At 52.7% G+C, this 5,845-nt stretch carries 8 protein-coding genes; 2 read left to right on the top strand and 6 right to left on the bottom strand.

Annotated features, from left to right (window positions below; all coding sequences use genetic code 11):
- Positions 1-63 precede the first annotated feature (63 nt).
- Positions 64-828, bottom strand: a complete 765-nt coding sequence (locus tag KQJ18_RS20755) for a TSUP family transporter (protein WP_038636579.1) — start codon at positions 826-828, stop codon at positions 64-66.
- 298 nt (positions 829-1,126) lie between these two features.
- On the opposite strand from KQJ18_RS20755, the gene yjfY reads away from it, so the two are divergent.
- Both yjfY and KQJ18_RS20765 read left to right on the top strand, forming a co-directional pair.
- On the top strand, positions 1,127-1,402 hold the full coding sequence (yjfY, locus tag KQJ18_RS20760; protein ID WP_038636575.1) for a DUF1471 family protein YjfY: 276 nt from the start codon (positions 1,127-1,129) through the stop codon (positions 1,400-1,402).
- A gap of 168 nt (positions 1,403-1,570) precedes the next feature.
- Positions 1,571-2,764, top strand: a complete 1,194-nt coding sequence (locus tag KQJ18_RS20765) for an MFS transporter (protein WP_137346745.1) — start codon at positions 1,571-1,573, stop codon at positions 2,762-2,764.
- Positions 2,765-2,826: 62 nt separating this feature from the next.
- Here the strand turns inward: KQJ18_RS20765 and KQJ18_RS20770 are convergent, their stop codons facing one another.
- Genes KQJ18_RS20770 through ulaB form a run of 5 tightly spaced genes read right to left on the bottom strand, consistent with a single transcriptional unit; the run spans position 2,827 to position 5,824 of the window.
- Positions 2,827-3,513: an L-ribulose-5-phosphate 4-epimerase gene (locus KQJ18_RS20770; protein ID WP_137346744.1), complete on the bottom strand. Its 687-nt coding sequence runs from the start codon at positions 3,511-3,513 to the stop codon at positions 2,827-2,829.
- A complete protein-coding gene (locus KQJ18_RS20775; RefSeq protein WP_216422638.1) occupies positions 3,513-4,367 on the bottom strand; it encodes an L-ribulose-5-phosphate 3-epimerase in 855 nt (284 codons plus the stop codon). Before KQJ18_RS20775 ends, KQJ18_RS20770 begins: the two co-directional genes overlap by 1 nt.
- A gap of 9 nt (positions 4,368-4,376) precedes the next feature.
- Positions 4,377-5,027 carry a 3-keto-L-gulonate-6-phosphate decarboxylase UlaD gene (ulaD, locus tag KQJ18_RS20780; protein WP_032940270.1) on the bottom strand — a complete coding sequence of 217 codons (651 nt, stop codon included), beginning with the start codon at positions 5,025-5,027 and terminating at the stop codon, positions 4,377-4,379.
- Positions 5,028-5,039: 12 nt separating this feature from the next.
- Entirely contained in the window at positions 5,040-5,507 is a 468-nt protein-coding gene (ulaC, locus tag KQJ18_RS20785; protein ID WP_038636563.1) for a PTS ascorbate transporter subunit IIA, read from the bottom strand.
- 11 nt (positions 5,508-5,518) lie between these two features.
- Positions 5,519-5,824 carry a PTS ascorbate transporter subunit IIB gene (ulaB, locus tag KQJ18_RS20790; protein ID WP_001577590.1) on the bottom strand — a complete coding sequence of 102 codons (306 nt, stop codon included), beginning with the start codon at positions 5,822-5,824 and terminating at the stop codon, positions 5,519-5,521.
- Positions 5,825-5,845 lie beyond the last annotated feature (21 nt).

The raw sequence follows: 5,845 nt of genomic DNA on the forward strand, positions 1-5,845 counted from the left end.
GTCATAATACTGGGGTCAGCCGGTAAACTCAAGGTGCTTGTACGATTATTTACCATGTCGCCATTAATACATATCCAGCAGCATTTTGACGCTAATGCAAATGGAGACAATGACAATCATCGGCCGGATAACTTTCTTTCCGCGCGTCAGTACCACCGTTGCGCCCAGGCGCGCGCCGAGCGATTGTCCGGCAAACATCACCAGCCCCAGCGACCAGATCATTTTGCCGCCGAAAATGAAGAACAAAATCGAGGCGATGTTCGATGCAAGGTTAATAAAATTCGAGTGAATTTGTGCCTTATCGATGCTGTATCCCCACAACAGGATATAGCAGAGCGTATAAAAGGAACCCGCACCAGCGCCAAGAAATCCATCATAAAAGCCAATACAGCCGCCGCAGATCAGAGAAAAGAAAAACAGGGATACCTGCGGCTTTCTTTTCGGTTCGCTGAGGTTGGGAGCGGAAATAAAGTAGATGGCGACGGCGATAATCAGTACCGGAAGCAGTTTTTTCAACACCTCCGGTTCAATGAACTGAATGAGCGTCGTGCCTAACGCTGAGCCGATAAAAGCAGACAGGAATACATACTTGTGCTCCTGCACGTTGATATGTCCCCGGCGTAAAAAGTAAATCCCGGAGGTTAGCGAACTGCCCAGCGCCTGAATTTTGTTGGTTGCCAGCGCGTTCGCCGGAGGTAAACCAGAAATTAACAGTGCGCCAATAGAGAGAAACCCACCTCCGCCCGACACCACGTTAATAAAGCCAGCCACCAGCGCGACCATAAACATAATCACGAAGTAGCTGAAATCCATGAATGAAGTATCCATAAGTTTTTGCCTTATTATCATAAAGTTATATTAATTATACGGCTCACTATAAACAGGGTATCCATCCGTTTAAATTGACTATTTGGTATGAGCTTGTGCGCGAAAGACAGGTATTTTTTAACGCAGCGGTATCTATCAGTTACCTGTAAATAAAAGAAAAGGCGGGTATGCGGTAATTTTTTGAACAACTGCATCAGAAATGGTCGCTAACGCCTGCGCCGGTAGCGGTTAAAATTACATCTGAAGCTCATCACTCACAGGAGAGAAGCAACCAGAGACCGCAGTCGAGGAGGTACATATGCGAGCCCGTGTTTTAACCCTTCTGGCTGTGCTTTTGCTCAGTGCAAATGCAACGGCAGCCATCCAAATTGACAATCATCAGGCCAGGAATATGGATGATGTGCAGAGCTTAGGCGTCATTTACATAAATCATAACTTCGCCACTGAAAGTGAAGCCACTCAGGCCCTGAATGAAGAGACCGATGCGCAAGGCGCAAACTACTACCACGTGATCCTCACCAGGGAACCCGGCAGTAACGGAAATATGCACGCCAGTGCGGATATTTATCGCTAGCACCAGAAACAACCAACGAGAACATTGCCACCGTTTGACTTGCCCCCCTCACCGGGGGCTTTTTTTTGCACATCAGGTAAATGAGAATTATTTTTCTTTGTATCTTATCCTGGTCATCATTTACTGATTAAATAAAGCATTACCGAACTGATACTCTGGGGCGAAACCATGTTTGCACGCTATGCGACGCTGAATCGCATACCAAAAGGCGTTTGGGTGCTGGGCGGCGTGAGTCTGCTTATGGATGTCTCCTCCGAAATGATCCATAGCCTGCTGCCGTTGTTTATGGCAACCACGCTGGGAGCCAGCGTCATTATCATTGGCCTGATTGAAGGATTAGCTGAAGCCACCGCGCTGATCATTAAGGTTTTTTCCGGCGTTCTCAGTGATTATCTGGGAAAGCGCAAAGGGCTGGCGATGCTCGGTTATGGTTTGGGGGCGCTGAGTAAGCCCCTGTTCGCGATGGCGGGCTCATCAGGCATGGTACTCAGCGCTCGCATGATTGATCGTGTGGGTAAAGGTATTCGCGGCGCTCCCAGGGATGCGTTAGTCGCGGATGTCACCCCGTCCGAAATCCGCGGCGCCGCTTATGGTCTGCGCCAGTCTTTGGATACCATTGGCGCATTTCTGGGCCCCCTGCTCGCCGTCGGGCTAATGCTGCTATGGAACAACGATTTTCACACTATCTTCTGGGTTGCCGTCTTCCCTGGGGTGCTCTCTATCGCCCTGCTATGGTTTGGCCTGAGTGAACCGAAAACCCCCGTCACTGATAAACGCACCAATCCGTTACGACGGGAAAACCTGAAAAAGTTGAGTGCAGCCTACTGGTGGGTCGTGGGACTGGGCGCGCTCTTCACGCTCGCCCGCTTTAGCGAAGCGTTTCTCGTGTTGCGCGCATATCAAATGGATATCCCGCTGTTTGCCATTCCGCTGGTGATGGTCGCCATGAATCTGGTCTACAGTCTGTCGGCTTATCCTTTTGGAAAAATGTCTGACAGTATGAACCACTCCCGCATGTTACAGGCGGGCCTGCTGGTCCTGATCGCGGCGGATATCACTCTGGCGCTGAGTCACCACTGGAGCACGTTACTGATAGGCGTGGGACTGTGGGGGATTCATATGGGCATGACGCAAGGGTTGCTGGCTGCCATGATTGCGCATACCGCGCCAGCAGAACTACGCGGTACGGCCTTCGGTATGTTTAATCTGATCAGTGGCATCGCCCTGCTGTTAGCCAGTACCGGCGCGGGCATTCTGTGGGAAACGATGGGCGCAGCCTCGACGTTTTACGCTGGTGCTGTCATTTGTGCGATAGTTTTAGCAGGAATGCGATTTACGCCAGCGGCTTACCAGCAACGCTGAAGATTGCCCCGAACAGATCGGTGACGCACATCCGTAGATGCACGTTGTCCGGGGCAAAGACGTTACTTCTGCCCGTAGTAGGCGTTTGGGCCGTGCTTACGCATGAAGTGTTTATTCATCAGATAACTGTCGATGGGGCTGAGGGCCGGATTAATGTCACGCGCAATCCATGCCATTTTTGCGACCTCTTCCATCACCACAGCGTTGTGTACCGCGTCGTGCGCATCTTTACCCCAGGCAAACGGACCATGCTGATACACGACTACGCCGGGCGTATGCAGAGGCTCCACGTTCCCCAGCGTTTCGATAATCACCTTGCCGGTATTCAGCTCATACTCCTCCTGAACCTCTGCTTCAGTTAATGCCCGCGTGCAGGGGATATCACCAAAGAAGTAATCCGCATGCGTCGTGCCGAGTGCAGGTATTGCCAGACCCGCCTGCGCCCATGCCGTCGCGTGGGTTGAGTGGGTGTGCACCACGCCGCCAAGAGATAAATAGCGGCGATACAGCGCCAGATGGGTGGCGGTATCGGAAGAAGGACGATAGCGTCCTTCCACCACGTTGCCATACAGATCCACAACCACCATGTCATCCACTGTCATTGTTTGGTAGTCGACGCCGCTGGGCTTAATCACCACCAGCCCCCGTTCGCGGTCGATGGCGCTGACGTTACCCCAGGTAAACGTCACCAGCCCATAACGCGGCAGATCCATGTTGGCCTCAAAAACCTGCTGTTTAAGTTTTTGCATTACACCGTCTCCACCAGACCTGCGCTGGCCATCCGCGCTTTCACCCAATCGCGCGCCTTCGCCACTTCACGCGCCGGATCGTCCGTTGTTTCACTCCACATCTCAATCAGGTATGGCCCGCAATACCCACTCTGCTTGAGCGTTGCAAAACAACGTTCGAAATCGACAACACCTTCACCAAACGGCACATTTTTGAACACGCCGGGTCTGGTGTCCTTCACGTGAACGGCCACGATATGGCCTATTCCTGCCTGCAACTCCATCTGCACGTCGTTATCCCACGCCGACAAATTGCCGATATCGGGATACAGCTGGAACCACGGATTATTGAGATAGTGGGCATAACCCAGCGCCTTACTGATCGAATTCATCAGCGGATAATCCATGATCTCCATCGCCAGCGTCACCTGCGCGCGACTTGCCATCTCAACGCTCTCTTTTAGCCCCTCGCGAAATCGACGACGCGTTTCGTTATTAGCCTGCTGGTAATAGACGTCGTAACCCGCCAGTTGAATCACGCGAATACCAATATCCTGCGCAAACTGAATGGCTTTCCGCATGATCGCCAGTCCCTGATCGCGCACCGCATCATCTTCGCTCCCCAGCGGGAAACGGCGGTGAGCGCTCAGGCACATAGAAGGTACACGTACTCCCGTTTCGGCGATGGCGGCCACCAGCGCCAGACGCTGCTCGCGGCTCCAGTCAAGGCGCGCGAGGCGGGCATCGGTTTCATCAACCGACATTTCGACAAAGTCAAAACCTAACTCTTCCGCCAGCCGCAAGCGCTCCAGCCAGCACTCCCCTCCGGGGAGCGCTTTTTCATAAATACCGAGCGGGACCTGTTTCGACAACATAGTCGCTCCTTAGCCCCACAACTGGGCGATGGAACGTTTAAACTGACGCGCCGCCTCAACCGGAGACGCGGCATCACGAATGCTGCGGCCAGCGATAAAGACGTGAATAGGAATCCCCTGGAACAGCGGCAGATCCTCCAGCGCCAGACCGCCGGTGACGGTGACTTTAAAGCCCATATCAGACAGGCGTTTGATGGCACTGATATCCGCCTCTCCCCACGCCACACCTGCGGCCTGCGCATCACGACTGCGATGATAGACAACCTGCCCGATACCCGCGTCACGCCACTCCTGAGCCTGTTCCCAGGTCCAGTAACCGGTCAGTTCAATCTGTACGTCGCCGTTAAATTCTTTCGCCACCTCGAGCGCACCTTTGGTGGTATTGATATCCGCACAGCAGATAACAGTGACCCAATCAGCGTTGGCCTCGAAACACATGCGAGAGAGAATTTTACCCGCATCGGCGATTTTGGCGTCCGCCAGCACAATTTTATGTGGGTAGAGCGCCTTCAGGTCACGTACGGCACGTACGCCCTCAGCAACACAAAGAATGGTGCCCACCTCAATGATATCGACCTCTTCGGCGATCAGACGCGTCGTTTCATACGCAGAAGACATTGATTGGTTATCCAGCGCAACCTGCAACATAGGTAATGACATTTCGGTATCCTTTTAAACAGCCGCCGCAGTGGCGTTATCAATTAAATCCAGCACTTCCTGCGCGGTGCGGCAGGCACGTAGACGGTCGAAATTGGCTTCATCATCAAACAGATTCACGATCTGCATAATGCCCACTTCCTGATGCGTGTTGGCGTCGACCGCCGCCATCGTGATCAGAATATCCACCGGGTCGTTATCTTCGTGGTTAAACACCAACGGTGTTTTCAGCGTCACCAGCGCAAAGCCGGTCTTCTTAACGCCTTCTTCCGGGCGCCCGTGCGGCATCGCCAGTCCTGGCGCAATCACAAAGTACGGACCAAACTGTTCAACCCCATCAAGAATGGCCTGGTAGTAGCGCGGTTCAACCACGTCGGCCTTAACCAGCAGATCCACGCCCAACTTTACCGCTTCCTGCCAGGTGTTGGCCTCGGCCTGTAGCAGGATGGCGTTATTGTCTGCCAGCGAATCACGTAATTTCATATGCCGTATCCTTACTTCACGTCCTGTGGGAAATGCGCTTTGATCACTTCCAGCAGTTTTGGTCCAAAATCGGCGGGCGACAGCATGTTGCGTACGCCAACAACATATTTATTGCCAGTTACGGTAATTTCACCGGCAATATGGGTAGAGGCGATGATGATATCCGCGCCGTTCAGTTCACTTTTGTACTCACCCACTGCGCAGCTGTTCACTGTATGGTCAATATTTGACTGGGTTAAAAACTGGTCCACTTTCATCTTCATGATCATGGAACTGCCCTGCCCATTGCCACACACAGCCAGAATACGTACGGTCATAATCGGAACTCCTTATTAAGC

Source organism: Citrobacter sp. S55_ASV_140, from assembly GCF_018919505.1.
GTDB classification, from domain to species: Bacteria; Pseudomonadota; Gammaproteobacteria; order Enterobacterales; family Enterobacteriaceae; genus Citrobacter; species Citrobacter werkmanii.

What these genes read in the sequence shown, in the direction of transcription:
- KQJ18_RS20755 (WP_038636579.1), bottom strand. Translation starts at nt 828, where the DNA reads ATGGATACTTCATTCATGGATTTCAGCTACTTCGTGATTATGTTTATG.
- yjfY (WP_038636575.1), top strand. Translation starts at nt 1,127, where the DNA reads ATGCGAGCCCGTGTTTTAACCCTTCTGGCTGTGCTTTTGCTCAGTGCA.
- KQJ18_RS20765 (WP_137346745.1), top strand. Translation starts at nt 1,571, where the DNA reads ATGTTTGCACGCTATGCGACGCTGAATCGCATACCAAAAGGCGTTTGG.
- KQJ18_RS20770 (WP_137346744.1), bottom strand. Translation starts at nt 3,513, where the DNA reads ATGCAAAAACTTAAACAGCAGGTTTTTGAGGCCAACATGGATCTGCCG.
- KQJ18_RS20775 (WP_216422638.1), bottom strand. Translation starts at nt 4,367, where the DNA reads ATGTTGTCGAAACAGGTCCCGCTCGGTATTTATGAAAAAGCGCTCCCC.
- ulaD (WP_032940270.1), bottom strand. Translation starts at nt 5,027, where the DNA reads ATGTCATTACCTATGTTGCAGGTTGCGCTGGATAACCAATCAATGTCT.
- ulaC (WP_038636563.1), bottom strand. Translation starts at nt 5,507, where the DNA reads ATGAAATTACGTGATTCGCTGGCAGACAATAACGCCATCCTGCTACAG.
- ulaB (WP_001577590.1), bottom strand. Translation starts at nt 5,824, where the DNA reads ATGACCGTACGTATTCTGGCTGTGTGTGGCAATGGGCAGGGCAGTTCC.